This is a genomic window from Polynucleobacter sp. GWA2_45_21, assembly GCF_001830325.1.
In the GTDB taxonomy this organism is placed as follows: Bacteria; Pseudomonadota; Gammaproteobacteria; order Burkholderiales; family Burkholderiaceae; genus Polynucleobacter.
This window is the reverse complement of record NZ_MHZG01000003.1, coordinates 77,284-101,472: the sequence shown is the minus strand read 5'-3', so window position 1 is coordinate 101,472 and position 24,189 is coordinate 77,284. Positions and strand designations below refer to the sequence as shown.

The 24,189-nt window shown below is 45.2% G+C and carries 27 protein-coding genes; 10 read left to right on the top strand and 17 right to left on the bottom strand.

The annotated features are described in order from the left end of the window. Nucleotides 1-5: 5 nt before the first annotated feature. The 3 genes from A2X74_RS05980 to A2X74_RS05970 form a co-directional block, all read right to left on the bottom strand. Nucleotides 6-1,352, bottom strand: a complete 1,347-nt coding sequence (locus tag A2X74_RS05980) for an efflux RND transporter periplasmic adaptor subunit (RefSeq protein WP_293624428.1) — start codon at nt 1,350-1,352, stop codon at nt 6-8. Continuing rightward, a complete protein-coding gene (locus A2X74_RS05975; protein ID WP_293624426.1) occupies nt 1,349-2,614 on the bottom strand; it encodes a TolC family protein in 1,266 nt (421 codons plus the stop codon). Before A2X74_RS05975 ends, A2X74_RS05980 begins: the two co-directional genes overlap by 4 nt. An 811-nt stretch (nt 2,615-3,425) precedes the next feature. Continuing rightward, nucleotides 3,426-4,133 (bottom strand): TerC family protein, encoded by a 708-nt coding sequence (locus A2X74_RS05970; protein ID WP_293624422.1) that lies wholly within the window; start codon nt 4,131-4,133, stop codon nt 3,426-3,428. Between the two features lie 125 nt (nt 4,134-4,258). Here A2X74_RS05970 and A2X74_RS05965 point away from each other — a divergent pair, with 125 nt between their 5' ends. Further along, nucleotides 4,259-5,131 carry a LysR family transcriptional regulator gene (locus tag A2X74_RS05965; RefSeq protein WP_363925332.1) on the top strand — a complete coding sequence of 291 codons (873 nt, stop codon included), beginning with the start codon at nt 4,259-4,261 and terminating at the stop codon, nt 5,129-5,131. 3 nt (nt 5,132-5,134) lie between these two features. After that, nucleotides 5,135-6,103 carry a sodium-dependent bicarbonate transport family permease gene (locus A2X74_RS05960; RefSeq protein ID WP_293624420.1) on the top strand — a complete coding sequence of 323 codons (969 nt, stop codon included), beginning with the start codon at nt 5,135-5,137 and terminating at the stop codon, nt 6,101-6,103. 5 nt (nt 6,104-6,108) lie between these two features. On the opposite strand, the gene A2X74_RS05955 is transcribed toward A2X74_RS05960, so the two are convergent. The 5 genes from A2X74_RS05955 to A2X74_RS05935 form a co-directional block, all read right to left on the bottom strand. Beyond that, nucleotides 6,109-6,678, bottom strand: coding sequence for a phasin family protein (locus A2X74_RS05955; RefSeq protein WP_293624418.1), 570 nt, complete (start codon nt 6,676-6,678; stop codon nt 6,109-6,111). Between the two features lie 137 nt (nt 6,679-6,815). Beyond that, nucleotides 6,816-7,634 (bottom strand): peptidyl-prolyl cis-trans isomerase, encoded by an 819-nt coding sequence (locus A2X74_RS05950; protein ID WP_293624416.1) that lies wholly within the window; start codon nt 7,632-7,634, stop codon nt 6,816-6,818. A 48-nt stretch (nt 7,635-7,682) separates the two neighbouring features. Next, nucleotides 7,683-8,000 (bottom strand): hypothetical protein, encoded by a 318-nt coding sequence (locus A2X74_RS05945; RefSeq protein ID WP_293624414.1) that lies wholly within the window; start codon nt 7,998-8,000, stop codon nt 7,683-7,685. A gap of 19 nt (nt 8,001-8,019) precedes the next feature. Beyond that, a complete protein-coding gene (locus A2X74_RS05940; RefSeq protein ID WP_293624412.1) occupies nt 8,020-8,793 on the bottom strand; it encodes a sulfite exporter TauE/SafE family protein in 774 nt (257 codons plus the stop codon). Nucleotides 8,794-8,815: 22 nt separating this feature from the next. Beyond that, nucleotides 8,816-10,198, bottom strand: a complete 1,383-nt coding sequence (locus A2X74_RS05935) for an APC family permease (RefSeq protein ID WP_293624471.1) — start codon at nt 10,196-10,198, stop codon at nt 8,816-8,818. A gap of 71 nt (nt 10,199-10,269) precedes the next feature. On the opposite strand from A2X74_RS05935, the gene A2X74_RS05930 reads away from it, so the two are divergent. The 3 genes from A2X74_RS05930 to A2X74_RS05920 are packed head-to-tail and all read left to right on the top strand — an operon-like array spanning nt 10,270 to nt 11,628. After that, nucleotides 10,270-10,800, top strand: a complete 531-nt coding sequence (locus tag A2X74_RS05930; RefSeq protein WP_293624410.1) for a GNAT family N-acetyltransferase — start codon at nt 10,270-10,272, stop codon at nt 10,798-10,800. Nucleotides 10,801-10,808: 8 nt separating this feature from the next. Beyond that, nucleotides 10,809-11,351, top strand: a complete 543-nt coding sequence (locus A2X74_RS05925) for an isochorismatase family protein (RefSeq protein WP_293624408.1) — start codon at nt 10,809-10,811, stop codon at nt 11,349-11,351. Between the two features lie 58 nt (nt 11,352-11,409). Further along, nucleotides 11,410-11,628: a hypothetical protein gene (locus tag A2X74_RS05920; protein WP_215302665.1), complete on the top strand. Its 219-nt coding sequence runs from the start codon at nt 11,410-11,412 to the stop codon at nt 11,626-11,628. A 6-nt stretch (nt 11,629-11,634) separates the two neighbouring features. Here A2X74_RS05920 and A2X74_RS05915 read toward each other — a convergent pair whose 3' ends face one another. Next, on the bottom strand, nt 11,635-11,937 hold the full coding sequence (locus A2X74_RS05915) for a 4a-hydroxytetrahydrobiopterin dehydratase (protein WP_293624407.1): 303 nt from the start codon (nt 11,935-11,937) through the stop codon (nt 11,635-11,637). Further along, nucleotides 11,930-12,664, bottom strand: coding sequence for a 16S rRNA pseudouridine(516) synthase (locus A2X74_RS05910; protein WP_293624405.1), 735 nt, complete (start codon nt 12,662-12,664; stop codon nt 11,930-11,932). The genes A2X74_RS05915 and A2X74_RS05910 overlap by 8 nt, the downstream gene beginning before the upstream one ends. A 101-nt stretch (nt 12,665-12,765) precedes the next feature. On the opposite strand from A2X74_RS05910, the gene A2X74_RS05905 reads away from it, so the two are divergent. Next, nucleotides 12,766-13,305, top strand: a complete 540-nt coding sequence (locus A2X74_RS05905) for a DUF2889 domain-containing protein (RefSeq protein WP_293624403.1) — start codon at nt 12,766-12,768, stop codon at nt 13,303-13,305. Between the two features lie 6 nt (nt 13,306-13,311). On the opposite strand, the gene A2X74_RS05900 is transcribed toward A2X74_RS05905, so the two are convergent. Continuing rightward, nucleotides 13,312-14,082: an SDR family NAD(P)-dependent oxidoreductase gene (locus tag A2X74_RS05900; protein ID WP_293624401.1), complete on the bottom strand. Its 771-nt coding sequence runs from the start codon at nt 14,080-14,082 to the stop codon at nt 13,312-13,314. Here A2X74_RS05900 and A2X74_RS05895 point away from each other — a divergent pair. Then, on the top strand, nt 14,074-14,967 hold the full coding sequence (locus A2X74_RS05895; protein WP_299764854.1) for a hypothetical protein: 894 nt from the start codon (nt 14,074-14,076) through the stop codon (nt 14,965-14,967). The genes A2X74_RS05900 and A2X74_RS05895 overlap by 9 nt on opposite strands. Nucleotides 14,968-14,989: 22 nt before the next feature. Here the strand turns inward: A2X74_RS05895 and A2X74_RS05890 are convergent, their stop codons facing one another. The 4 genes from A2X74_RS05890 to msrP are packed head-to-tail and all read right to left on the bottom strand — an operon-like array spanning nt 14,990 to nt 18,092. After that, nucleotides 14,990-15,928 carry an MBL fold metallo-hydrolase gene (locus tag A2X74_RS05890; RefSeq protein ID WP_293624397.1) on the bottom strand — a complete coding sequence of 313 codons (939 nt, stop codon included), beginning with the start codon at nt 15,926-15,928 and terminating at the stop codon, nt 14,990-14,992. Nucleotide 15,929: 1 nt separating this feature from the next. Further along, nucleotides 15,930-16,505: a lipocalin family protein gene (locus tag A2X74_RS05885; protein WP_293624395.1), complete on the bottom strand. Its 576-nt coding sequence runs from the start codon at nt 16,503-16,505 to the stop codon at nt 15,930-15,932. A gap of 13 nt (nt 16,506-16,518) precedes the next feature. After that, nucleotides 16,519-17,106: a protein-methionine-sulfoxide reductase heme-binding subunit MsrQ gene (locus A2X74_RS05880; RefSeq protein ID WP_293624393.1), complete on the bottom strand. Its 588-nt coding sequence runs from the start codon at nt 17,104-17,106 to the stop codon at nt 16,519-16,521. 23 nt (nt 17,107-17,129) lie between these two features. Beyond that, a complete protein-coding gene (msrP, locus tag A2X74_RS05875; RefSeq protein WP_293624391.1) occupies nt 17,130-18,092 on the bottom strand; it encodes a protein-methionine-sulfoxide reductase catalytic subunit MsrP in 963 nt (320 codons plus the stop codon). A gap of 161 nt (nt 18,093-18,253) precedes the next feature. Here msrP and A2X74_RS05870 point away from each other — a divergent pair, with 161 nt between their 5' ends. Further along, nucleotides 18,254-18,901, top strand: a complete 648-nt coding sequence (locus A2X74_RS05870) for an energy-coupling factor ABC transporter permease (RefSeq protein ID WP_293624389.1) — start codon at nt 18,254-18,256, stop codon at nt 18,899-18,901. 119 nt (nt 18,902-19,020) lie between these two features. On the opposite strand, the gene A2X74_RS05865 is transcribed toward A2X74_RS05870, so the two are convergent. Beyond that, nucleotides 19,021-21,258 carry an NADP-dependent isocitrate dehydrogenase gene (locus A2X74_RS05865; protein WP_293624387.1) on the bottom strand — a complete coding sequence of 746 codons (2,238 nt, stop codon included), beginning with the start codon at nt 21,256-21,258 and terminating at the stop codon, nt 19,021-19,023. 249 nt (nt 21,259-21,507) lie between these two features. On the opposite strand from A2X74_RS05865, the gene A2X74_RS05860 reads away from it, so the two are divergent. Then, complete coding sequence (locus A2X74_RS05860; RefSeq protein ID WP_293624469.1) at nt 21,508-22,704, top strand: MFS transporter; 1,197 nt, start codon at nt 21,508-21,510, stop codon at nt 22,702-22,704. Here A2X74_RS05860 and A2X74_RS05855 read toward each other — a convergent pair. Continuing rightward, the gene (locus A2X74_RS05855; RefSeq protein ID WP_293624385.1) at nt 22,687-23,703 is read right to left on the bottom strand and encodes a DUF6352 family protein; all 1,017 of its coding nucleotides are present in this window, start codon (nt 23,701-23,703) and stop codon (nt 22,687-22,689) included. The two genes, A2X74_RS05860 and A2X74_RS05855, sit on opposite strands and share 18 nt — an antisense overlap. Before the next feature lie 75 nt (nt 23,704-23,778). Between A2X74_RS05855 and A2X74_RS05850 the strand changes: the two genes are divergently transcribed. Further along, a complete protein-coding gene (locus A2X74_RS05850; protein WP_293624383.1) occupies nt 23,779-24,126 on the top strand; it encodes an FKBP-type peptidyl-prolyl cis-trans isomerase in 348 nt (115 codons plus the stop codon). The last annotated feature ends 63 nt before the right edge of the window (nt 24,127-24,189 follow it).

Below are 24,189 nucleotides of genomic sequence, written 5' to 3'. Positions count from 1 at the left end.
GCAACTTAACCACCGCTCAACTGTCTTTTGCGCTCAGCATTCAGATGAAAGGCGCCATTGACCGCAATATTTTGCCCCACCTTTAGACCCGAGATCACCGGACGATATCCTTTGCCTTCAGGTCCAAGCTTTACAGCAATCATGCGATAGATTTCATCATCTTCTTTAACAAATACATAATCTTTATTATCTTCACGAATAACTGCACTAGTAGGCACCAATAATTTTTCAGTCGGCTGACTCTCAATCATCATGGTTGCCAACATTCCAGGCTTAATCAAACCATCCTTGTTGGGAACTTCCATTCGCACCACCACCGTGCGAGTTTGAGTATTCACGATGGAATCGACGTGAGCAACAACACCTTCTATCTCCGCATTACGCAAAGCTGGAATAATCAAGCTGACCTTCTGACCCTTATGAATTAAATAAGAGTTGCTTTCTGGAATTTCAGAGACCGCCCATAAGGTATTCAAATCAGCCACTGTAAATAAAGCATCAGCAGGCTGCACTACCTGACCCTTATTGATCTTTCTCTCCACAATCTCACCAGGAATACTGGCGATTACGTTATTCGTAGATTCAATCACGCCGGACTTTGCTAAGCGATCGATACTAGGCTGATCCATGCCTTGGACACGCAATTGATCATTTGCCGCGCGATATTCCGCCTTGGCACTACTTGCCTCAGCCTCACGCTTTTGCAGCTCAGCCAAAGCAATCACATCCTCTTTGTACAAAATCCTAGCTCGATTAGCCGCCTGGTCGGCCAATTGACTTGCACTCTTAGCCTTCAGAAAAGAAAGTTGGGATTGCGTTAATTCAGTAGAAGTAATTTTGGCCAAAATGTCACCCTGCTTCACCTTTTGACCTGGAACGGCGAGAATATCTGACACGCGGCCTGTTACGTTCGCACCAATACGAGATAAAAACATCTCATTAAAGTCCACTCGACCAGAAGCACGCAGCTCTTCAACAAATGATCCAGTGTGAACCTCTCCCTCGGTAATCATGTTGCGCAGGTCATCATTCACGATCACCACATTACGATCTTGAACAGACTTGATAGTCGGGCCGCGATCAAAAACATTGAAGTAATTCAAAATGATTAGAAATAGGCAAAACCAAGGAAGGTAAAAAAGTCCTTTTTGCGTCCAGGGAGGAGCTTTATCGTATTGCTGGGCTACGCGCGGCAAGTGGGTAGTAAACCACTCATGGGTCAGTACATACAAATCATTTTGGGCTTTAATGACGATAGCAATCCATTTCTGCGCATAGACTTTTGCAATCGCCATGTAACGGGAGTAGAACTCCTTTAATTTAGTCTTGATATCCGTGAACTCTTGCTTCATTGCTTTCCACTCTCAATTTTTGCAATCCACTCTGGGGTTGCTCTTAAACGCTGAATCTCAGTAACAACTGAAGCTAAGTCAAAGCGGGCTTTGATCAAATCATTACGAGCCAATCTAAATGTTCTTTGTGCATCTAAATACTCGAGCATGCCGCGCTCGCCATAACGATACGAAACTTCAGCAATCCGACGTGCGCTCGATGCCAACTGAACAACATCTTGATCCAGAATTTTTACCTGGTAACTAGTCATCTGATAGAGCTTATATGCTGTCTCCAACTGCTGTTCGAGACTTTGGCTTTGGGCATTCAGTTGATTCTTAGCCTTAGATGCATTAGCTTCTGCTTCCGCAATCTGACCGCCCTTGAAGTCCCAGATAGGAATGCTTACCACCAAGCCATATAGGCGGTCAGTGAAGTTAGGGTCGTTATATTGCTGCGCCTTAATAGATAGCTTTGGTAAGCGAGAGTTCTGCTCAAAGCTCAACTTCGATTCAGTCGCTTCGACCTCTGCTTTTGCCCGCTGCAATTCAGGGCTCTGTGCATGCAATTCACTGAGCAAGATTGGCAAAGCAGGCAAAGGCTCGATCTTGAGAGGCTGAGAAATAACTTCATAGTCTGCTGGCAAGTTATGTCCAACCACCTGCCTTAATTGACCCTTGGCCTGCTCAACTCTGAGCTTGCTAGATTCAGTATTAATTTGCGCATTCAGAAATTCTGTCTGTGCACGAATTAATTCAAATCGAGCGGTCTCACCAACGTCATAACGAATTTGCATGCGATCACGAATTTGCTTCGTCAAACTTAAATCCTCTTCAGCAGCTTTTAATTCTGCATCGCGACGCATCAACTCATAAAAACGTTGTTGCACTCTAGAAATCATTTCAATTTCAAAAGCAATACGAGTCGCCTCGGCAGCTTTTAAATTTGCTTCAGCTGCATTCACACGAGGATAGCGGGTATAGGGCATATCTAGCGGCTGGGTCACAGACCACGATGACACATTGCCAGTAGTCAGCGGTCCAGATACTGATCTTTGTTGGCCAGTATTGAGCTCAAACTCAGGATTCGGAATTGCACGAGCAGAAGAGAGTTGCCCCTTGACTGCCTTAGTTTGATCACGTGCCGCCAGCACTTGAGGGCTCGACTCTAAAGCAATACCAATCAATTCATTTAGCGTCAGTGATTTTTGAGTTTGCGCATTGACTCCGCCTGCAAAAAAAATGCACACAATAAATGTCGACAGAGCCCTTAAAAGATTCATTAACGCAATTTTAGAGAAAAAATAAGATCTTTGATTATCCAGAGCCATAAAGGCTAAAGGGCAACAAATTCCCCAAATCAGGGATTTGGGCACGATTTTTGGAGGGTAAATCAAAGATTGGGGCTGTAAATTCAAAATATAACCATTTATAAAAATTTAAATGGTCTTGCCTTGATGTTAACTCACCCATATACCGGGCCAAAAGGCCGAATTGACGATATATAGGACTCAGATGACTGAGCAGGCTACTCCCCACATGTACAGCTTCAATTAGATCATACCTAGGGCAAATGGATCTAATTAGATCTAACTAGCTCATATATAGACATTTTTGGAAAATCGCCCATATTGCTGACTTTTATGAAGCGCCTTCTGAATCAGCTTATAGGTTCTCTTAAGACACATTTCAAGAGCCGTCCGCCTATCTCTTGCAGTCATACTTACCTCAATTTGCCGATGATCAAATGTCTCTAGGCTAATCAGGCAGTTTTGATTGCAAGAGGCCTTGTCGGGCGAAACAGCAGAATATCGAATCTTAATTTTCCGCACCATCCAAACTAGTCGCTTCAGGGAAAACTTAACCCTATTCTCTGTAAAGACTTTAAATTCTGGCTCAACCTCTTCTTTAGTCTCCAAAATCAGATTCATCATTGTTTCCTCCGTTAAACACAAGCTCAGAATAGATCACATTTCATTCCTGATAAATATGAATTAAATTGACTTTGTATCAGTTTTTAACTGAATATTAATGATCAAATAAAAATGCCCTCAATCTGAGGGCGAAACGAGGACTGAGTTATTAGCTATTTAGTTAGTTGTGGCTATTCATAGACGGGGTAAGCCTGCTATCCAGCGCACGTCTACTAGCTATGTAGCCGCTGATGAGGACACCAAGTACAACGACTACTTGAATCACGTACTCCAAAGCTGGGCTCTGAGATGCAAGCCAATCTTTCGACATCGGCTCAGAAATGATCATCTTTGCAGCAGTCCAAGCCAGCACTCCAGCACCCAAGTAAATGACTGATGGGAAGCGCTCAACTAATTTAAGTATTTGTGTGGAACCCCAGATCACGATAGGAATGCTAATTAATAATCCGAGTACAACGAGCACATAACTACCGTGTGATGCGCCCGCTACCGCGAGAACATTATCCAGTCCCATAATGGCATCTGCGATGACAATAGTTTTCATTGCACCCCAGAAGGTAGTAGAGGCTTGTCCATGCTCATCTTTATCTTGAGAAGGGCTGAGTAAACGATAAGCAATCCAAACCAATAGTAAGCCGCCTATTAGCATCAATCCTGGGATCTTTAGTAGATACACCACTACAAGAGTCATCGCGCTTCGAACTGCAATAGCGCCGATGGCACCCCATAAAATCGCTTTTTTCTGAAGGTGTGCCGGGAGATTTCGTGCGGCCATTGCAATCACAATGGCGTTGTCTCCTGCTAGTACCAAGTCAATCACGATAATTGCCAATAATGCCGAGAAAAATTCCGGACTAAATAACTCCACTTTTGTCTCCTAAATGAATTACCCCTGAACTCCATGGGCTTTAATAGGTCTAATGTAGGCGGATTTGCACTATACTAAAAGCAGATAAATATTGATAATAACTTCGTAAAAAACTGACAATTAAAATGGTTTATAGCTACCGTCATTTGTACTATTTCTGGGTTGTAGCCAAGGAAGGCAGCATGTCTAAGGCAGCTGAGCGCCTGAATATTGCAATTCAGACCATTAGTGCCCAAGTGCACGAATTAGAAAAATCTCTGGGCTATCTACTATTTAAACCAGCAGGCAGAGGGATAGCGCTCACCGAATCTGGCTTTGCGGCATTAGAAATTGCCGATCAAATTTTTCTTTTGGGAGAGAGGCTTCCAGAAGCGGTAAGAGAAGCAGCAAGCTCAAAAAAAATAAAAATAACGGTTGGTGTATCCGATGGTCTACCCAAGCTCGTGACCAAACAACTACTGGAACCCATCCTTGAAAAAAATGATGTGCAACTGATTGCGCATGAAGGGGAGTTTGAAGACCTCTTGGCAGACCTTGCTCTGCATAGATTAGACATCGTGCTTGCCGATAGGCCTGCACCGATCAATAAAAATCTGCACGTCTATAGCGAAGAGTTGATGAAATCATCAATTGCCTGGTTTGGCCCTAAGAAATTACTCAAGCAATCTAAAAAAGCTTTTCCTGCATGCCTAAATGATCTACCCATCCTATTACCAACCTCACACTCAAAAGTTCGATATTTGATTGATCAATGGTTCGAGCAAAATGGCATCAATCCCAATATAGCCGGGGAGTTTGAGGACAGCGCTCTACTAAAAACCTTTGCAGCTAGTGGCTTAGGAATCTTCCCGGCCGGAGAGAGCATCAAAAAGGATTTAAAAGAAACCTACCATATTGAAATGATTGGTAAGTGCGAAGATATCTTCGAATATTTTTATGCCATTCGCTCAGAAAAGAAAATTCAGCACCCACTGGTAGAGGCAATTATTAAGCGTTAGTCGATGGCAAATTTTTTAGATCCAGCAATTCTATTTTTTATATTTGGCGCATTTGCTGGCGCCGTTAAATCAAACCTAGAAATTCCACAGCCGATTGCTCGATTTCTATCGCTCTACTTATTAATGGCGCTAGGTCTCAAGGGAGGCTTTGCTCTACATAAGTCTGGGTTTACAGCAGAGATTGCACTTTCTCTTGGTCTTGCCGTATTCCTAGCCATCCTCATTCCCATCATTGGCTATCAGATTCTAAGGACTAAATTGAATGCGTTTGATGCAGCCGCTATTGCCGCCACCTACGGGTCTGTCAGCGCCGTCACATTTATTACGGCTACTCAATATTTGGATCAATTTAATATTAGTTATGGCGGTCATATGGCGGCAGCTATGGCACTCATGGAGTCTCCAGCAGTCATCTTTGCAATTGTTTTGGCAAATAAGGCGCGATCTGCGCAGGCAAGCCAGCATCAATCTAGCCAGCAACAACCTGGCCTCTCAAAAATACTGCATGAATCCTTTACTGATGGCGCACAACTTCTACTGTTAGGGTCGATGGTAGTTGGCTTGGTAAGTGGCGATGCCGGTCAGAAGCTGATGGCACCATTCTCGATTGACCTTTTCAAGGGAATGCTCGCTTTTTTCCTACTAGATATGGGCCTCATGGCAGCTCGAAATATTAAAGGCTTGCGTGGCAAACCTCCTATCACCCTGCTCTATGCAATTGGCTCACCGCTTTCGCATGCACTGATTGCACTAGGACTTTGTAAACTCATTGGACTGCCATTAGGAAATACCATCCTGCTGATGGTTCTTGCATCCAGCGCCTCTTACATTGCCGTGCCCGCAGTTTTGCGTCATGCACTACCCGAAGTAAATCCAGGCCTGTATATGGGAATGTCGCTAGGCATTACATTCCCATTCAATATTATTCTGGGCATTCCTCTTTATGCCATGATTGCCAAGCTGGCAATGTAAATCGTCTAGCTGGGCTTCTTTTTCAGATTTTGTTTTGCAGCACTACTCTGTGTAGCTGAAAACTGACTCATATTTTCTACGCTCTTCTCAAAGCCCACAAATGAGTCTGCCATTGCTGCGCGGATCAACTCAAAATTCTGAAGTGCGTTGCTAAACGAGGTTTTGAATACAGAGGTGTATGGCTCAATTCCTGCCGGAGCATTCTGAGTAGCCTCATTCACAAAGTGAATTAAATCGTGCTGAGATTCTTTAATCATCGATTCTGCTATTTTCGCCAGTTCTTTATTTCCACTAGCCAGGGCTTGAAAAAGCTGAGCCTGATAGTCAGCCACTTCTTTTGCGGCATCTTGCAAGACTTCCGCGTGGACATAGTCAAATGCTGCTTTAGGGTCTTGTGTTTTCATCAGCTCGGCAACTTTAGCTTGCAATCGAGTAGATAACTCTTGGGCAGCTCGCTGATTTAACTGAGCAATTTCCTGAGCGCTAGTCAACGCTGCCTGGCCAACTGCTTGCGCAGCCTTCATACCTTTAGTCTGACTTGCCATTGCGCCTAAATCAAATGGATTCTTGCTCATTTATGACCCCTTATTTAATCGGTGATGATTTAATCTACTCCCGAATTACCGGTATGGAGATAGAGAAATACCACTAGAGGGATAGTGGAAATGCAAAAGAGCGCCCTGAGGCGCCCTTTTTAATAACTTAGCTTTATTTAGCGTACAACGATATTTGCTCCCTGACGCAATTCTGATAAGAACTCAAATTGCTTCTTCTGCATTAAACCCTTACGAATAGCTGCCTTGGCCTGCTCAAAAGTTGGCGGCTTGCTAGATTTTTTATCTTCCAATTTAATTAAATACCAGCCTTGTGGCATCTGAATTGGCGCAGGTGAAACCTGTCCTTTAGAGAGCGTTACGAGAGCACTGGCAATTTGCGGTAAGGTCTGGCCTGCTTGTACCCAGCCGACAGCCCCACCCTGCACTTTGTTGGGTGCCAGCGAAACACTCTTAGCTACCTTATCGAAAGACTCACCTTTTTTAATTCTAACTAGGGCAGCTTGTGCATCAGCCTCAGTGGCAACAGCAATATCACTGACCTTATATTCAACAATCATGCCTTGTGGACCCAATGAAGCAACCTCACGGTTGTACTCTGCCTGGACATCAGCATCAGTTACTGGATTTTTTGAAATATAAGTAGACAACTCTAAATCCGCTAAATAATTTTGGCGAATGAGGGCCAGCTGACTATTGGCTCTTTCAGAATCTGCAAGGCCGTCTTTTTCAGCCTGCTGGGAAAGAAGAGAAATCTCAATCATCTTCCCTAACACTGCTTTGCGAAGTTCTGGAGAATCCTTTTGACCTTGAGACAAAGCTGCTTGGATCCCCTGTTCAACAGCATCATTTGAAATGATCACTCCATTAACAGAGGCGGCAGCATTAATCGGCAATGAATTTTGCGAATGTGCGGCAGTAACAAAACCTAATGCCATTACAGCACTGATAAAAAAACGAATGGGGTACAGTTTCATAGGGGCTCTTTTCTAAAATATAGGGGCAATATTAACAGCTAGGCCTTGCTAGAAAGTAATGGTGGCAGGAATTGGCTCAAACGGAGCGGCTGATTCAGCACCCTGCGCTTCCGCCTGCTCTTCACCCTCTGGATTTTTAATGTAGCGAGAATCCAATGGCACATTCGGCTTCTGGCTGACCGGCGGCCTCTCCATATACACCGGGCCCGCAGGAGTCTCTATCGGTGCTAAAGGCTGATTATTAAACTCCTGTATTTGCGCAGGGGTGTAAGGCGAATATGTTTGTGCGATTGCGGTCATTGGGAACACAAAAATCAAAGTAAGCCCGCCCACTAACATCGCTTTAACTTGTAAAGAAATATTCATAAACCTTTCTTGTTTCCACTTAGGCCAGTAAGCCGTCAGCAATTAATTTAATGCTTGCCACTAGCAAGAAGAATTGGACAACGATGTAGTACCACTTGGCTGAAATCTTTATGGCTAAATAAAATCCTAAATAGACTCCTACTGGGACTAATGGCAATAGCAGGATTGAAGTAGCTAATTGATTGAAATTGAGTAAATCGAGATGGGCATAGGGTAGCAACTTCCCAAAATTAATCACAGTAAAAAAAATGCCCAAAGTTGAGGTATAAACCATGGGTGCGACTTTTTCTCTCAACATATAGATTGTGATGGGAGGGCCACCAATGTGGGCAACAAAAGAGGTAAACCCAGATACACCACCCATTAATCTTCCAAGCCATGGGAATGGTTTAGCCTCTTGCAAATTCAAACGCGACATCACTAGGTTCTGAATTAAAAATAATAAGGTGAAGATGCCAATTGAGAGTGAAAGAATTTTGGGGGTAATCACAGAGAAAAAGAGGTAGCCCAACAACATGCCAAATGCAGCAGGTAACAGAACTAACTTTAAGATTCGCCAATCGGCATTTTTCAAAAATCTCCTCAAGCCCACTAAATCAATTGCAATCAAGAGTGGCAATAAGATTGCCAGAGCCTCATGAATACTTGACTGACTTGCCATTAGCGGCAATGACAGCACTCCCAAGCCTGCACCAAAGCCGCTTTTAGAGATCCCCACAATGACAACGCTGATAGCAGCCAATATAAAAAAGACTGCAGAGTGGTCATTAAAGGCCTGAGCCAATGAAATCATGAGGGGGTTTTCAAATACAGAATCAATGTGAGTTCATTTTAGAGTTAAAGCTGCGATTTAATATTAATGGGATAAAGCCAATCAATAGCCCACCCAAACCGAGAAGGTTGGTTAATAAATCAAATGTGGGGATGCTGTAGAGAGCAATAAACACCATAAACAACGCAGACATCAGGGGCCAAAGTACATATCCAAAAGCGCTCCCAAACCCAGCGTACATTTTGTGACGATAGTGCCATGCACAAGCAAACCCTGCGAGACTCATATAAAAGCAGATCTGAAACCCAATAGCCAGAATGGAGCTCGATAGAATGACTTTCACTGAAGGCATATATGAAGAGGTAAAGAGCAATAGCATGCCCATAGCCCAGATCACTACCGTTGCCATCCAAGGCGTTTGCCACTCTGGATGAATCTTGGCATACCTAGCGTGCAACATCCTATCTCTCGACATTGAAAAAAGGCTGCGGCTAAATTGCAGAATCTGCGTCTCAATAGTTCCCACAGTACTTAAGATCGTACAAAAGACTGCAAGATAGTTCCAAGGCTCCGGAAAGAGTTTAGTAGCCACGGCAAATAGGACATTGGTATCTGCATTCGCAATTTCTGCGTCTGTCAGCACAATCAATATAACGACGATCATGATCGTAAAAAACAGCATCATATTTAATACAGACCAAAATGCGCCGGTACTTGCGGCGCCGGAAACTTGCTTAGCGCTGGATTTACTCTCCTCGCTCAAGTTCATAGTTACATCCCAACCCCAGAAAAAGAAAATAGCGGTTAATGCTCCAGTTGCAAATAGTTGGGGTGAGAATGAGAACGGTGAAAACCAAATCACCGAAGGCGGGTGCGCCGGTGCGTCCCAGTAATGAACGAAACCCCCAATAATGAGTGCAAGTAATATAGCCGTTTCAAAAATAGTAAATGTGATTTGTACATAACTTGAATGCTTAATGCCGCGGGTAACTACAGCGGTAATTAAGGTTAACCAGATGGCTGCGACTCCAGCAACCGCTTCGGTATTTTCTGTATATGCTGGCGCAAGCAACAGAAGTGTTGAGGTAGCTGCAGGAATAGTCGCCGAGACCATAAAAAACACTGAAGCGATTAAAAGCCCCCAGCCTGCAAAAAATCCCCAAGTTGGACCAAATACATGACCCACCCAGGCATACGCGGCTCCAGCATTCGGCGTGATCTTGCTTAAGTGAATAAAGGCTAAGGTAATGCCAAACATGATGAGGCCACAGTAGAGGACGCTAGCGACCGATAAAACGCCCACTGCAGACACAATGGTTGCCGTTGTGACCGCAACACTAAAAGCTGGCGCAGTCCCAGCAATGCCCATCACAAAAGACTCGAAACCACCGAGGGTATTTTTTGCTAGTTCTGGGTTCTCAGGCATATTACGTGATGCTTTATACAAGTAAGTAATGGGGGTATCCTAAACCATCGCACTATATTGAGTGGGTATCCATGAATCTACCGGCAAGTCATACAGATAAGTTACATCCTTTAGGTAATGGGAAAACGTATGCGATTCGCCCAATTCATCCGGACGATCGCGATCGAATCATTGATCTATTCAATCACCTCTCACCTGAAAGTCGCTACCTCCGATTTGCCCACGCAATCTCTAAACTGCCAGATGCATTTCTGGATGACATTTTGCATTTAGACTACGTAAAAGAAATGGCTCTAGTTGCAGTCATCCCAAGTCAAAACGGTGATGAAGAGATTATTGGCATTTCACGTTATGTGACTCCACCCAATAAAAACGTTTGTGAGTTCTCGCTTAGCGTAAGCGATCACTATGCAGCACATGGAATTGGTACGCATTTGATGCTTGACCTAATCTCATATGCAAAAGAAAATAAATTGAAAGAAATGCTTGGGTATGTCCTGAGCAAGAATCTAAAAATGTTGCATCTGGTTTCTGAGTTGGGCTTTCAAGTTAGCAATCTTGATGATGATCCCGACTTTAAAACTGTCAGCCTTCTACTGTGAGCCCAATAATGAAAACATCCCATCAAATTCATGCAGAGTCATCCACCCTAATCCTGATTGATTTGCAGGGGCGTCTGATGCCCGCAATTGATCAAGGTGAGTTGGTGCTAAATCAATGTATCCGTAGTGCCAAAATTGCCCAACTCCTCGGGATTCCAATTATTGGCACCGAACAAAGCCCAAAAAGCCTAGGAAGCAATATTGAATCTATTAAATCTTTTTGCAGCCAAACAATCAGCAAAGAGCATTTCAATGCCTGTGCAGATGGCCTTACTGCAGCCATTCCGACCAATCGCCAGCAATGTATTCTGATGGGATGCGAGACCCATGTGTGCTTAATGCAAACCGCACTGAAATTAATCGATGAAGGTTATGACGTATCCATAGTGGTGGATGGAGTTGGCTCACGCCGAGCGCTCGATAAACAAATCGCTCTTGATCGACTGAGTGCTGCTGGAGCCAGACTGATTACTGGAGAGATGTTGGGATTTGAGTGGTTAAAGAGCGCTCAAAATCCAGTCTTCAAAGAAGTTCTAGCCCTACTGAAATAATAGCGCTGGGCTAGCGAGAGTTTATTTGCTATTCTGCAGCATCACTTAAAGGATTCCTATGACCAATGACACTCAAACCCAAAACGACGAAGATTTTGACTATGGGTGCGAATGCGCCATGACACTCTTAAATGAGCCCACAGAAGATTGTCTCAACGACCTGATTGATGAGCTTGATGAAGATGGCATGATCGCTACTGAAGTGGTTTATGGCTTATTAGCCACCATCCTCATGAGCATTACCTCGGAAGATGAAGAGGATGAAGAAGTTCAGTAAAAAGAATTAAGCTTGAACTTGTAAAGCATATCGATCCATGGCGCTTGCCATGGCGATATCAAGCTCAGTCAAAGCCTTCATGGAATGGGTGCTCAAACGTACTGACACCCTATTCCAAGAATTAGACCAATCGGGATGATGATCCAGTTCCTCGGCAAAGTTTGCGCAGAGCGTCATAAATTCAAAGGCCTCTTTAAAGTCTTTAAACTCAAATACTCGAGTTAACTCCTGAGCGTTCTGATTCACCTGCCACTCGGGCAGTATTTTTTCAAAATCAAAATCGCTTGCAACTAGCTTTGGCTTAGGCACTAGGGGCATCCACACTCTTAGAGAGCTTCTGTATATCTTCTGGATAAAGCCAACGCCATTCACCTTCCTTCAAATCGGCAGGCATACGGTATTGGCCGATTTCAGTACGGTGTAGTTTGGCAACATGATTGCCTACCGCAGCCATCATTCGTTTGACTTGATGGTAGCGGCCCTCAACGATAGTCATAGCCAAAGTATTCTCACTAAGCTGTTTACAAGCTGTCGCATAACAGGGCTTTGGGTCATCGTCCAGTAAAACGCCACTTAACAAGTGGTCCATCTGCTTTTGAGTAATGGGTTCAGGCGTAGTTATCCCGTATACCTTGCCAATATTTTTCTTTGGCGTAGTCATCTTATGAATAAACTGGCCATCGTCCGAAATCAAAATCAGGCCAGTGGTATCAAAATCCAAACGCCCGACGCACTGCAAGCCCCGCTCTACAAACGGCTTTGGTAACAAACTGTAGACGCTGGGGTGATGTGTAGTTTTATGAGAGCACTCATAGTTTGGTGGCTTATTAAAGGCAATATAGGCTTTTTCATGAAACTCCCAATCTTTGCCTTCTACATTGAGCATCAAACCCTCAGTCGCAATACGCTCCTCGGGATCTTCTGCCAAAACACCATTGACTTTGACTAGGTCAGCATAGACTAAATCGCTGCAATAGCGCCTAGTGCCAAATCCTTGGCTAAATAATATTTTTTCGAGAGAAATCGGTTTGGCCATATGATGCCGAGAATACTACAAAGCAGGCTGACTCCGCGACAGTGAAATGAAGCCGTTATGATTAAGGCATACCATCTCTTAGCCTCTCACTTACCACCGCCATGCTCTCAACTCCAGCAAACAGAAATCCACTCCATACTCGTGAAATTACTTTTCAGGGTTATGCCCGAGAGGACGGCTTATGGGATATAGAAGCCCATTTACGAGACTTCAAATTTCACCCCTTCACTACCGGCGGGAAAACCTGGGAGCCAGGCCAAGCCTTTCACGATATGTGGGTTCGCATTACAGTCAATACTGAATTAGTGATCCTAGCAATCGAGGTATCCATGGATAGCCACCCTCATCCAGAATGCCCTCAAGTAATCCCCCCAATGGATGCGCTGATTGGTGCGCGCCTTGGTAAAGGTTGGCGCAAAACTATTAATGAACATCTTGGAGGGATTAAGGGCTGCACACACCTGCGAGAGCTTCTCAGCAATATTGCCACTGCCGCATTTCAATCGATTCCTGGAGCACTCTTTGATCCGGATGACAACAAGCCACCACTGTATTTGGGAACTTGTAAATCTTGGGACTTTGACGGGCCAGTAGTCATGCGCGTCTATCCCAAGTTTTACAAATGGAAACCTACGGTCTAGATTGCTTTAAAACTCACCGCGGTGAACACTGAAAGCATTAAAACCTTGCTGTACTGGCATCATCTCTACCAAATTAATATTCATATGGCTTGGCAAGTTAGCAGACCAGTAAATTGCCTCTGCCACATCATCTGCACTTAATGCCTGAACACCACTGTAGACCTTGCCCGCTTTATCGTCATCACCCTTAAAGCGCACATTTGAAAACTCTGTACCTGAACTCATCCCAGGCTCGACACAGGTAACACGAACTGGTGTACCCACTAAATCCGCCCTCAGGTTCAAACTAAATTGCTGCACAAAGGCTTTGGTTCCGCCGTAGACATTGCCACCCGGGTAGGGATAGCTCGCTGCCACAGAGCCTAAATTAATGATGTGACCACATTTACGCTCCACCATTCCAGGCAAGAAAGCGCGCGTCATGTGCACCAGCCCCTTGATATTGGTATCAATCATTCGATCCCAATCCGAGAGAAAGGCTTGATGCGCTGGCTCTAAACCCAAAGCCAATCCAGCGTTATTCACTAGTACTGTTACCTTGGAAAATTCTGCTGGCAATGTTGCCGCAAGACCATCAACCTGTACGCTGTCACAAACATCCACAGCCAAGGTGAGTAATTTTTTCTGCTGCTCTACAGGAAGGGATGCCCTTAAAGCTTCCAAGCGCTCCACTCTTCTGCCTGCAGCAATTACTTTATGGCCATGGGCCAGAAAACGTCTAGCAGTTGCCTCTCCAAAACCAGCAGTAGCGCCAGTTACCAAAACGGTATGTTCCATAATTTCCTACTTATTTTTGTAATTGACCGATTCATTTATATTACTGCGTATATGGCATTGTTGCGGATTTTCACCTACATCTTCACTTCATTGATTCTGCTGGGATCAATGGGAGGAGTTTTGGCTGATGAAAGCAAGTTCTCAGGGGGCTTTCTTGACCTAGAAAAAGCATCGGATCAGTATTCAAGTCAGCGGGTTCTGGAATTTTGGGGCTATCACGATACCTTTGGGGAGCAAACTCAAGCCGACACTCTAAAGTTGCGTTACTACCAGCCACTCCACTTTGATCAGTGGCGCGGAACCATGCGGCTCGATACTTCCTACGTTTCAACTTATGGCCCCGAACTTCCGCAGCATCGCACTGGCACTTATAGCGCCGGCAACACGATGCTCACCGTCTGGGGAAATCATCCCAATGTTCTGAAAAACTGGGAAGGGACACTAGGCGGTCGAATTGTCTTTCCTTTTGGCAATTACGGGCAATGGGCAGTAGGCCCTCAAATCGGCACTGCGTACATACCCCGCCCAGGAAGTAATTCACGCCTCTCAGACTTTTCTCCGCTCTTACGATATATGTATGGATTTGATACCAAGAGCAATTCTTTTGCGAATAACCCCAGCCAACCACCCCTAGTTCGCAATCTCAACATTTTTCCGACACTGGGATTTAACCTCTCTCCCGACACGCAACTTCGATTGTGGGATGAGAATGGAGTCGTCTGGAATACGGGTGGAGGTGGTGGCTGGTTTGTTCCGCTCGATGCGATGGTGACCCACCGCCTCAATAAACATTTCCTATTTGCAGTAGGCGCGAGCAAGCAGGTGGTACAAAGTAATCCTGTTTACGACTGGTCGTTTTATGGGAAGCTATCGTTTAATTTCTGAGGTTTAACTTCTGTGCGGCACTTCAGTCAAGATTCATTAAACGATCACTCTCAATTGCCGCTGCCTTCGATTTCACTAAAGCTTGTATCAGCCAATCTTCAAAATCCTCGCTACAGAGATTCATTTGCTTACGAATACTCTCTAGTGCTGGCGTACCTGCAATCCAGCTCTTGACCACTGACATCTCTTTACTGCGCCACTCCAACAACTTGTACTTGAGCAGCACCTTGGCACCGTGACGCGCATTACGTTCAGCGTCGCCTGAAAGATAGTCAAGCCGAGATTTTGCAGTGTCGATCGACTTCTTTACATCAGTAAAAGGTTTTCCATGTCCTGGTATCACCAAGGCAACTGGAAGCTCTTCAATTAACTCTAAGGTCTGCACCACTCCTTCAAAGCCACCCTCACCCCAGAGCTCAGGAAAGATGACTCCAAAGCCCTCCTCCCATAAGGCATCGGCAGAGATCAAGATTTGATGTTGCGCTTGATAGAGCATGACTGAATGGTTGTCATGACCAGGAGCCGCAAGAATTTGCCAACGATAAGGACCTAAATTAATTTCTTTGCCAGGCACGAGTAGATCATGGTGAGTAAACTGCGGGCACTCCTGTCCCAATTGCTGAAAGCTGAGTAAATTTTCATCCCAGTCTTGCACAGCAATTGCCTCAGCTTCTGGTATCCAGATCTCGCAATCAAACTCTTGTGATAGCGCTGCATTGCCACCACAATGATCTGAGTGCAGATGTGTATTAACTAATTTATTGAGACTGCTTAAATTGTGTTGCTTGAGTGCATAGGAAACCAAATCCACCGTCATTTGCTGATGTGTGCAATACCCGCTATCAACAAGGGAAACATCATCTTCACAAAATAAAAAAATATTATTCGCTGATAACCAACCACGCTCGAAGATTTCAATTCCAGGTGGGAGGCAATAATTGCCAATGCGCCTTTCAGACACCTTAGTTCTTCTGGGAAGTGAGTTCGAGCTTTTGAATATCAAATTGCTGCTGCTTTAGGCGCTGCAATAAATCAGCATAGACTGTTGGATCAATTTGAGGTGTTCTCGATAAAACCCAAAGGTATTCTCTTCTCGGATCACTGACAGCTGCCACTTGATATTGAGGATCCAAATCGATCACCCAGTAATCACCCCAGACCATAGGCAGAAATGAAAGCCACTCAGGAGCAAAACGCACCTCTAACTTTGGTGAGTCCTTGACACCAATTTGGCGAGTTAAGCCTTCTGCTTCCGAAGTCTCTCCGCTTGCAGTTTTGCAGCTATTGAGCACTCGCAGGTTGCCATCAGGTTTAGCAGAATATACAGCCTTGGTATTAGAAACGCATTTCTTCTGAAACCAGTTTGGAAACTTGGCAATCTCGTACCAAGTTCCTAGGTAGCGCGGAACATCTAAGGAGGCTATGGTTTTGACAGCCTGATCAGCTTGCTGAGCGTTAGCCTGGACAGATCCAAGGCAAATCAACAGAAAACCCAATGTGGAAATAAATGAAGCACGAAATGATGAAAACGATGTCATGGGATTAATGATCTTAAATAGTGAATTGCTTGCTTAAGAGCTTGCGGATATAAGGAATCCTACAAGATAACAGCAATACCAAAACGATCGCATAAATTGTTACCGTATCAAGATCATTCTTACCGGCTTTATGCCACCAATAGTGAAGGATCACAGTGCAGGCAATGAAATAAATAAGTCGATGCAGTTGAGCCCATCGACGAGCTAATTTTCTTTGAGCCCAATGGGTGGATGTCAGTGCTAGCGGAATCAACAGAACAAAGCTAATGAAACCCATAGTGATAAATGGTCGCTTCACCACATCCTTGAGCATCTCAACCAAATCAAAATCCTGATCTAGCCAAAGCCAAATCCCAAAATGCAGACAGGCATAGAAAAAGCTAAATAGGCCCAACATCCTGCGATACCGAATCCAAGCCGCAGTATTCGTCAGCAAGCGCAATGGCGTCATCGCTAAGGTCAAGCACAAAAAGACTAATGCCCAAGTACCCGTTGAACGGGTAATCAATTCAACTGGATTGGCACCTAAGCCATCATTGAAACCCAGCCAGATTAGTCGCCCTAAGGGCAGTAGTGCCAGCAGAAAAACCAATACCTTCATGAAAACCAAGCGTCTAAGATCAATTAGTAGAATTTCTTCAAGTCCATGCCGGTATACATACTGGCAACTTGATCAGCATAACCATTAAACATTTGCGTTTTCATTTTGGGTGCGAAGGCTGCTTTGAAATCGCCAATCCGACGTTCAGTTGCTTGGCTCCATCGAGGATGATTGACTAAAGGATTGACGTTAGAATAAAAGCCATACTCTCGTGCATCAAACTGACTCCAGCTAGTCTTAGGCATCTCTTCAGTCAAACGAATTGTGACAATCGACTTAGCACTCTTAAAGCCATATTTCCAGGGCACCACGATTCGAACCGGAGCACCATTTTGCTTGGGCAATACTTCGCCGTACAAACCAAATGTCAAGAGCGTCAATGGGTTCATGGCCTCATCTAAACGCAAGCCTTCACGATAGGGCCAATCAATGATTTGACTCCTTAAGCCAGGCATTTGTTTGCGATCTGCGAGTGAAATAAACTCAACGAACTTTGCTGAACCCAATGGCTGAACATAATTTAGCAACTTAGAGAGCGAGTAACCATCCCAAGGAATCACCATAGACCAGCCTTCAACACAGCGCATCCGATAAACCCGCTCTTCCATTGGAGCCAGTTTTAGAAGAGTATCAATATCCAAGGTGACTGGTTTTTTGACTAAACCCTCAATCGTGACAGTCCATGGACGGGTCTGCAAAGAGCCCGTATTGGCAGCGGGATCCGATTTCTCGGTACCAAACTCGTAAAAATTGTTGTAGCCCGTAACATATTGATAGCCGGTAGATTCATCTTTGAGAATGAAGTTTGGGTTCGGTGTTGCGATTAACTTTTGCGGGCTGCTTGCAAGAGCCTCGCGTGAGAACCAGGGCGCAAGTGCCAAGCCAAAGGCTCCAGCAGCGGCACTTTTAATCAAGTCTCTGCGCCCCTCAAAAACTGCCTTAGGGGTGATTTCACTGGCAAGTAACTTCGGCAGATGGGTGCGCATAAATACCTTTTGGGCTACATTGTGAAAAATTGAACTTAGAGACATTCTCCTACGGTTGGCAATTTATTGCTCAGCCCCTCATTGGGTAATAGGGTTACATCCAATAGCTGACTAGCTCATACGGAGTTCAAATGAGGGTTTATTTACCCTGAAAGGGCAATATGGCCTGGATCCTAGTGGCATGTGCCATTTTCCTGTTAGGCGTGTATCAAAGTCGCCAAGGGGTTCTACTTCAACCCCGTCTTCGTAACCTCTTTTTGGTCTGCATTCTTCTGCTGGCTGTCGCTTGGAATATTCGCGCCCACCTACCGAATAGCAATCTCGATAACTTAATCGATCTATCCTTCCACTTTTTTGGTGCTTCATTACTGGTTGCTTTGTTTGGCTTCTGGAGTGCGATCACACTGCTCTTTATCGTATCCCTAGTTGGGGTCTTAAGCGTCAGTGGTGACTTGGTAGAGGCCACTCAGCACTATGTCATGGTGAGCGTCATTCCCGCCATCTTTGCTTACTGCGTAATTAAGGCAGTGGATCGACTGCTGCCCAAGCATTTATTTATTCTGATTTTGGGGCATGGTTATTTGGCAGCTTTTCTGAGCACCTTTGCGACCGGCGTCTTAATCTACGGCCTACAACAAGCATTCAATATCACCTCATTTGCTAGCAATGATCCGGTGGGTTGGTTTTTAGGCTTACTCATTCTGTCATTTATGGAGGGCTCGCTCTCCGGTATGTTGTTGGCTATGTTGTTAATTTATAGGCCGCAATGGGTAAGCACTTACCAAGAAGATCAGTACATGAATGCCTAGAGCCATTAGAGGAGCACCAAGCTGAACGATTTAAAAAAGATCTGAGAGCAAGAAAAAAGGCAAACCTACTGGTTTGCCTTTTTCATATTGCGAACTTCACTAAGTGAAGTAAAACAAGCTTAAGCTACTGCCGCTTTCTTCAAGATTTCGTTCAATGTTGCGCTTGGGCACATTACTGCTTTGAACTTAGCTTGGTCAGGCATGAAGTAGCCGCCAATATCAGCTGGCTTACCTTGTACCGCTTTGAGTTCGTCAATAATCTTTTGCTCGTTCTCAGTCAATGCTTTTGCGATCGGAGCAAAGTGCGCTTGTAGCTCTTTGTCTTCGGTTTGCGCAGCTAAGGCTTGAGCCCAGTACATCGCCAAGTAGAACTGGCTACCGCGGTTATCCAACTCACCAGTGCGTGGTGATGGTGACTTATTGTTGTCTAGCAATGTACCAGTTGCTTCATCTAGAGTGCGAGCCAAAATCTTCACTTTTGGATTGTTGGTCTTGTCGCCAATATCCTCCAATGAAACAGCCAAGGCCAAGAACTCACCCAAAGAATCCCAACGCAAATGATTCTCTTCAAGCAATTGTTGAACATGCTTAGGAGCAGAACCACCGGCACCAGTTTCAAAGAGGCCACCACCTGCCATCAAAGGCACAATAGACAACATCTTGGCGCTAGTGCCAAGTTCCATAATTGGGAACAAGTCAGTGAGGTAATCACGCAAAATATTACCTGTTACAGAAATCGTATCTTTGCCACGAATCACACGCTCTAATGTAAAGCGCATTGCACGAGTCTGAGACATGATCTGAATATCTACGCCAGTTAAGTCGTAATCCTTCAAATAGGTTTGCACCTTTTTGATCAACTCAGCTTCGTGTGGACGGTACTCATCTAACCAGAATACTGCTGGAGTATTAGAAAGGCGTGCACGGTTTACTGCCAACTTGACCCAGTCACGAATCGGAGCATCTTTAACCTGACACATACGCCAGATATCGCCCTCTTCCACATTCTGTTCGAGCAAGACTGTGCCGTCATCTGCAACAATGCGGGCAACACCAGCTTCAGGAATCTCGAAGGTCTTGTCATGTGAGCCGTACTCTTCAGCCTGCTGAGCCATCAAGCCCACGTTTGGCACTGTGCCCATGGTTTTTGGATCAAAGTTACCGTGAGTCTTACAGAAGTTAATCATCTCTTGGTAGATACGGGCGAAAGTACTTTCTGGAATCACTGCCTTCGTGTCATGCAAACGACCATCCGCGCCCCACATCTTGCCACCAACACGAATCATGGCTGGCATGGATGCATCTACAATCACATCACTTGGTGAATGGAGGTTGGTAATGCCTTTAGCAGAATCCACCATCGCCAATGCAGGACGGTGCTCATGGCAAGCGTGCAAGTCTTGAATGATTTCTTCGCGCTTAGATTCTGGCAAGGTTTTGATCTTGTCATACAAGCTGCTCATTCCGTTGTTTGGATTAACGCCCAACTCTTCAAACAATTTACCGTGCTTTTCAAATGCATCTTTGTAGAAAATCTTGACTGCATGGCCGAACACGATCGGGTGGGATACCTTCATCATAGTTGCCTTCACGTGCAAGGACAACATCATGCCAGTCTTGTAAGCATCTTCGATTTCTTTTTCGTAGAACTCGCAGAGCGCTTTCTTGCTCATGTACATGCTGTCGATAATTTCACCAGCAAGTAAAGAGACTTTTGGCTTGAGAACAATGGTCTTGCCACTCTTCGTTACCAAATCCATCTTCACATCACATGCCTTCGTCATGGTCATTGACTTCTCACCTGCGTAGAAGTCGCCACCATGCATATGGGATACGTGTGTACGGGAGGCTTGGCTCCACTCACCCATAGAGTGTGGGTTCTTGCGGGCATAACGCTTTACTGCATTCGGTGCGCGACGATCAGAGTTACCTTCGCGCAATACTGGGTTTACTGCACTACCCAAGCATTTGGAATAACGGGTGCGAATCGCTTTTTCAGCATCGTCTTTAGGATCTTCTGGAAAATCAGGGATCTTGTAACCCTTAGACTGCAATTCCTTGATAGCTGCGAGCAACTGAGGCACTGAGGCACTGATATTCGGCAGCTTGATGATGTTGGTATCCGGCAATAAAGTCATGCGACCCAGCTCGGCTAAATTATCAGGAACTTTCTGTTCGGCAGTTAAGCAATCAGAGAACTCTGCCAAGATACGTGCCGCAACAGAAATGTCGCTTTCTACAACCTGCACTCCAGCCGGTGCTGTAAATGTGCGAATGATTGGTAAAAATGCACAGGTCGCCAATAAAGGCGCTTCGTCTGTCAGCGTGTAAATGATCTTTGATTTCTCTGAAGCCATTGATGTTTCCTCGATATGGATAAATATTAGGGCTCGGCCTTTACCGAACCACTCTCGCATTCCGCACGCAACACTTCAGGCGCTTTTGGCTGTCTTAGGTGTAATTCACGCACTGGACCGAGATATCTATTTTAAATCATCGACCCCAGCAATTTGAGGGGATTTAAGCCCCAAATTGGCCGAAGTGGGTCAATTTAAGGGAATCCACCGAGCCGAGCCAATGTGCACTTAGATCGTAAACTGTGGCGGATGACCCATAAGCACCCCCTGCTCAATAAAAACCTGGTCCTGCTGATCCTCTGTCAGGGCTTGTTTTTGACCAATAATGTGACCTTTATTGCCATTAATGGCCTAGTTGGCCTGAGTCTGAGCCCAGTCGCCTGGATGGCCACCCTACCCGTCATGGGCTATGTTGTTGGCGGAGCCTTCTCCACCTCAATCGTCGCCAAAACTCAAAATTACTTTGGTCGGAAGCTTTCTTTTCAGCTGGGCCTATTGGTAGCAGTCTTATCCGCCCTTCTTTGCGCCTATGCCGCCATTTCTAAGAATTTCTGGCTCTTGGTGCTGGGCACCTTTATTGCAGGCTATTACAGCGCTAATGGACAACTCTATCGGTTTGCTGCTGCTGAGCTGACTGTTGTCAGCCAGAGGGATAAGGCGGTCTCTTGGGTGCTGGCTGGCGGAATCCTTGGCGCCGTCATTGGACCCAACCTTGCCTCTTGGACCAAGGACTTCTTTGATACTGCATTTTTGGGTGCCTATCTCACCCTTTCGATAGCTGGCTTGATTGGCATCATCGTAATGCAATTCATCCACTTTCCAGAAGAATTCAAGACGCGGCATTCACTGTCCGATGGCAGAGATCTGAAGACCATTCTTAGCCAGCCCGTCTTTATGGTTGCAGTGATCGGCGCATCCCTGGGTTATGGCGTCATGAACCTCCTGATGGCAGCAACTCCACTCGCTATGCAAATTTGTGGTCTACCCTTCTCTGATACTGCCCTGGTTTTAGAGTGGCACGTAATCGGAATGTTCGCGCCTGGATTTTTTACTGGTTCACTCATTCAACGCTTTGGCACCCTCAAGATCATGGGTGTTGGTGTCATCCTCAACCTCTTGTGCATTGCCATCGCACTTTCTGGTACCGACTTGCATCAATTCTTAATTGCCCTATTTTTATTGGGCGTTGGTTGGAACTTTTTATTTACCGGCTCGACCTCATTGGCGATGACAGCTTACCGACCGGAAGAGCGCGACAAAGCTCAGGCGGCAATTAACTTCTTTGTGTTCGGCACTATGGCGTTTACCTCTTTTGGCTCTGGGGCACTCATTACCTCGCAGGGCTGGAATATTCTGAACTGGGGCTCACTACTTCCAGTTGCCGTCACAGCTGGCGCCTTGATTTGGCTTAGCGCCAATCGCAAGAAATTAGGAAGCTTTAGCTAAAGGTAAATTGAAGAGCAGGTTTTGTGGCTTCAGCTTGAGTTGCTTTTCATCATTCATAGCAATAGCCATATAAACCGGTTTTCCAGCCTGCGATTGAGTCACAGCAGCCTCATCGATAAAGTCGAGGCGGAATAAACAGATCACCCTCTCAAGCTCATCCGCATCTACAGGCTCTTTTTTGTAGAGCTTATTGAGAATATCGCTTGCAGCAGCATCTAGACCAACATGCCAAGACCATTTGGGATCACTGATTTGCTGCATTGGAGTAACGCGTACCTGAGCACCTAAAAAGTGTTGCACCCATTTTTCAAGGACGCGACAAAAATGATTAATGGGTGCTTGGCCAAAATTCAGTTGAATCGCAAAGTCATGGTCCTCGCTTTTCTCCCAGTAAAGATCGGCATTTTCTTCATGCAGCACATCTAAATCAATCGAGCGCATCGACATCGACTTATTCTTCAGGAGATCCAGAATGTTGCCAGTCTCCCCTGCCTGCGCATTGCGCGTGACCACCTCATCATCCGCACCCATCACGACACCGTCTTCTAGCACGGTGATCTTCTGAGTCCGAAAGAAGATCTCGCCCATGCGAGCATCTAAAGGATGGCAATCTTCGCCCAAAATATGGCGAATAAATATTTGCGCCAACTGAGCAATAAATAGCGGTGGAACATCTACACCTTCACCCTTAAACAAACTCATGTAGAAGTTTTCCAAAGAACTAGCTGCCAATAACTTGGCTCGATACCTCAGCCAAACTTGATAGTTCACCTGGATATCTGGATCTGCCATTGCAGCAATATCTTGATCAGAAATGACGGCACGAGGGTTCTCACTTAAACGTTGATGCAATGCTCGCTCTGCATCGCAGGATTCAGGAACGAGATTTAACTCTGGGCGCAATAAGTAAGTACGCAGAAAATCATCCGTCACCAGCAATTGATTGTCCGAGCCCACCGTCAGGGTTTGGTACGCAGAATGGGGCCAAAAGTTTGTCATGTGAGTTTGCTCGAACAAAAAGATTACGCTCAGAATATACTAGCCCTTCAATTTCAGCTAAAGAGGGAGATAAACGTGAGCGAACTGCAAAAGATAGATACCGTTGTTGGCGATGGCAAAGAAGCAACTGCTGGCAATCATGTAGATGTGCATTACACCGGGTGGCTTTTTGATGAGAAAGCTCCTGACCACAAAGGTCAGAAGTTTGATAGCTCCTTAGACCGCGGCCAACTCTTTAGCTTTCCTTTAGGCGCGGGCCATGTCATTAAAGGCTGGGACCAGGGCGTTCAAGGCATGAAGATTGGCGGTAAGCGCACCCTGATCATCCCTTGCGAAATGGGCTATGGTGCACGTGGGGCTGGTGGTGTAATTCCCCCAAATGCAACGTTGGTATTTGATGTAGAACTGCACGGAGTCAATTAATTCGAAAGCTGCATCTGCAAGTAATAAGGCCACTCAATGTAACTGAGTGGCCTTTATTTTTTT

Excerpts from the sequence above, each read along its gene's own strand:
- A2X74_RS05975 (WP_293624426.1), bottom strand. The coding sequence starts at position 2,614 with ATGAATCTTTTAAGGGCTCTGTCGACATTTATTGTGTGCATTTTTTTT.
- A2X74_RS05905 (WP_293624403.1), top strand. The coding sequence starts at position 12,766 with ATGCTCTCAACTCCAGCAAACAGAAATCCACTCCATACTCGTGAAATT.
- A2X74_RS05960 (WP_293624420.1), top strand. The coding sequence starts at position 5,135 with ATGGCAAATTTTTTAGATCCAGCAATTCTATTTTTTATATTTGGCGCA.
- A2X74_RS05925 (WP_293624408.1), top strand. The coding sequence starts at position 10,809 with ATGAAAACATCCCATCAAATTCATGCAGAGTCATCCACCCTAATCCTG.
- A2X74_RS05945 (WP_293624414.1), bottom strand. The coding sequence starts at position 8,000 with ATGAATATTTCTTTACAAGTTAAAGCGATGTTAGTGGGCGGGCTTACT.
- msrP (WP_293624391.1), bottom strand. The coding sequence starts at position 18,092 with ATGCGCACCCATCTGCCGAAGTTACTTGCCAGTGAAATCACCCCTAAG.
- A2X74_RS05900 (WP_293624401.1), bottom strand. The coding sequence starts at position 14,082 with ATGGAACATACCGTTTTGGTAACTGGCGCTACTGCTGGTTTTGGAGAG.
- A2X74_RS05930 (WP_293624410.1), top strand. The coding sequence starts at position 10,270 with ATGAATCTACCGGCAAGTCATACAGATAAGTTACATCCTTTAGGTAAT.
- A2X74_RS05895 (WP_299764854.1), top strand. The coding sequence starts at position 14,074 with ATGTTCCATAATTTCCTACTTATTTTTGTAATTGACCGATTCATTTAT.
- A2X74_RS05920 (WP_215302665.1), top strand. The coding sequence starts at position 11,410 with ATGACCAATGACACTCAAACCCAAAACGACGAAGATTTTGACTATGGG.
- A2X74_RS05940 (WP_293624412.1), bottom strand. The coding sequence starts at position 8,793 with ATGATTTCATTGGCTCAGGCCTTTAATGACCACTCTGCAGTCTTTTTT.
- A2X74_RS05950 (WP_293624416.1), bottom strand. The coding sequence starts at position 7,634 with ATGAAACTGTACCCCATTCGTTTTTTTATCAGTGCTGTAATGGCATTA.
- A2X74_RS05870 (WP_293624389.1), top strand. The coding sequence starts at position 18,254 with ATGGCCTGGATCCTAGTGGCATGTGCCATTTTCCTGTTAGGCGTGTAT.
- A2X74_RS05965 (WP_363925332.1), top strand. The coding sequence starts at position 4,259 with ATGGTTTATAGCTACCGTCATTTGTACTATTTCTGGGTTGTAGCCAAG.
- A2X74_RS05865 (WP_293624387.1), bottom strand. The coding sequence starts at position 21,258 with ATGGCTTCAGAGAAATCAAAGATCATTTACACGCTGACAGACGAAGCG.
- A2X74_RS05860 (WP_293624469.1), top strand. The coding sequence starts at position 21,508 with ATGACCCATAAGCACCCCCTGCTCAATAAAAACCTGGTCCTGCTGATC.
- A2X74_RS05880 (WP_293624393.1), bottom strand. The coding sequence starts at position 17,106 with ATGAAGGTATTGGTTTTTCTGCTGGCACTACTGCCCTTAGGGCGACTA.
- A2X74_RS05935 (WP_293624471.1), bottom strand. The coding sequence starts at position 10,198 with ATGCCTGAGAACCCAGAACTAGCAAAAAATACCCTCGGTGGTTTCGAG.
- A2X74_RS05980 (WP_293624428.1), bottom strand. The coding sequence starts at position 1,352 with ATGAAGCAAGAGTTCACGGATATCAAGACTAAATTAAAGGAGTTCTAC.
- A2X74_RS05885 (WP_293624395.1), bottom strand. The coding sequence starts at position 16,505 with ATGACATCGTTTTCATCATTTCGTGCTTCATTTATTTCCACATTGGGT.
- A2X74_RS05955 (WP_293624418.1), bottom strand. The coding sequence starts at position 6,678 with ATGAGCAAGAATCCATTTGATTTAGGCGCAATGGCAAGTCAGACTAAA.
- A2X74_RS05910 (WP_293624405.1), bottom strand. The coding sequence starts at position 12,664 with ATGGCCAAACCGATTTCTCTCGAAAAAATATTATTTAGCCAAGGATTT.
- A2X74_RS05855 (WP_293624385.1), bottom strand. The coding sequence starts at position 23,703 with ATGACAAACTTTTGGCCCCATTCTGCGTACCAAACCCTGACGGTGGGC.